Source organism: Rouxiella sp. T17, assembly GCF_036663475.1.
GTDB lineage: Bacteria > Pseudomonadota > Gammaproteobacteria > Enterobacterales > Enterobacteriaceae > Rouxiella.
In genome coordinates this window covers 1-1,462 of the sequence record NZ_JAWUEA010000019.1, presented here as the reverse complement: position 1 = coordinate 1,462, position 1,462 = coordinate 1, and the positions used below count along the sequence as shown (strand labels likewise).

Genomic DNA, 1,462 nt, shown 5'->3' with positions numbered 1-1,462 from the left:
TTCACGAGGCGCTACCTAAATAGCTTTCGGGGAGAACCAGCTATCTCCCGGTTTGATTGGCCTTTCACCCCCAGCCACAAGTCATCCGCTAATTTTTCAACATTAGTCGGTTCGGTCCTCCAGTTAGTGTTACCCAACCTTCAACCTGCCCATGGCTAGATCACCGGGTTTCGGGTCTATACCTTGCAACTTGACGCCCAGTTAAGACTCGGTTTCCCTACGGCTCCCCTATACGGTTAACCTTGCTACAAAATATAAGTCGCTGACCCATTATACAAAAGGTACGCAGTCACCCAACAAAGTAGGCTCCCACTGCTTGTACGTACACGGTTTCAGGTTCTATTTCACTCCCCTCGCCGGGGTTCTTTTCGCCTTTCCCTCACGGTACTGGTTCACTATCGGTCAGTCAGGAGTATTTAGCCTTGGAGGATGGTCCCCCCATATTCAGACAGGATGTCACGTGTCCCGCCCTACTCATCGAACTCACGGAATGTGTGTTTTTGTGTACGGGAGTATCACCCTGTACCCTGCGACCTTCCAGACGCTTCCACTAACACACAAACCGATTCAGGTTCTGGGCTGTTCCCCGTTCGCTCGCCGCTACTGGGGGAATCTCGGTTGATTTCTTTTCCTCGGGGTACTTAGATGTTTCAGTTCCCCCGGTTCGCCTCGCATGGCTATGTATTCACCATGCGATAGTGTGACGTATCACACTGGGTTTCCCCATTCGGGTATCGTCGGGTATAACGGTTCATATCACCTTACCGACGCTTTTCGCAGATTAGCACGCCCTTCATCGCCTCTGACTGCCTAGGCATCCACCGTGTACGCTTAGTCGCTTAACCTCACAACCCGAAGGTGTTTCGTTATCCGCATGGCTGCGAACACATCCTGCTGCGTTGTTCCGTACTCGGAATGCTCATGGACATCAAGTCCATTGCGCGTCCTCCGTGCGGTACGCCTTGCCGGATATCTTCTCGCTCATGCTGCAATATCGAGTAAACACTCGTCGCGCTGCGATTATTTGAGAGACTCTGCTACAGGTTACTCTCTGCCCAATACTTCTACGGGGGCAGATTTCAGCTGTAGCGTTTCAATTTTTCAGCTTGTTCCAGATTGTTAAAGAGCAATATCGTAAACATGACTTGGTAAAGTCATCTTTAGGATATGAGTTTGCAAAAACTCGGTGACAACGTCTTTCACGCGTTGTCGATTGGCGTCCCCAAGGGGATTCGAACCCCTGTTACAGCCGTGAAAGGGCAGTGTCCTAGGCCTCTAGACGATGGGGACACGAAAATGCAGCACCGAATCCACAGACTCGGCACTTTTCGTATCTGCGCAGGTTTCCCTACCGCATCAACAGGTGCTCTTGCTCGTTTACATCTATCAGACAATCTGTGTGGACACTGCACAATGCGTATCTTGAGGTAAGGAGGTGATCCAACCGCAGGTTCCCCTACGG

1 tRNA gene and 1 rRNA gene are annotated in these 1,462 nt (G+C 51.0%); both read right to left on the bottom strand.

What is annotated here, in order from left to right:
• Positions 1-845 (bottom strand): 23S ribosomal RNA (locus SC206_RS05070); the annotation flags it as partial.
• A 369-nt stretch (positions 846-1,214) separates the two neighbouring features.
• A tRNA-Glu gene (locus tag SC206_RS05065) sits at positions 1,215-1,290 on the bottom strand.
• Positions 1,291-1,462 lie beyond the last annotated feature (172 nt).